The sequence below is a fragment of the Pseudomonas sp. PME37.24/025 genome (genome assembly GCF_055556615.1).
In genome coordinates, this window is the sequence record NZ_JBVHNK010000283.1 from 1 (window position 1) to 263 (window position 263).

The 263-nt window shown below is 52.1% G+C and carries 1 protein-coding gene; it reads right to left on the minus strand.

Features of this window, described 5'->3' with window-relative positions:
- The coding region (locus tag ACZ3HH_RS30395) for a hypothetical protein (RefSeq protein ID WP_465810336.1) at positions 1 to 263 on the minus strand (263 nt) is incomplete at both ends.

Below are 263 nucleotides of genomic sequence, written 5' to 3' on the forward strand. Positions count from 1 at the left end.
GGTTTTGTCGTAGAGCAGTTCCGTGGCATCTGCAAAGGCACGCGCTCCCTCGGGCGTCAAACTGACCTGAATCAGATACTTTTCCCTGGTCAGCTGATCCGTATCTACCGCGATCACTTGAGCGTGGGAGACATGGCTGTTATCGACAATCACATCCGCAAACACGACCCGTTCATAACCATCCGGATGCACTACCAGATAAGCACCTTTGATCAAACCCTGCTTGAATGCCAGAATTGCGCTGCGGCGTTTTTCAACTCGGT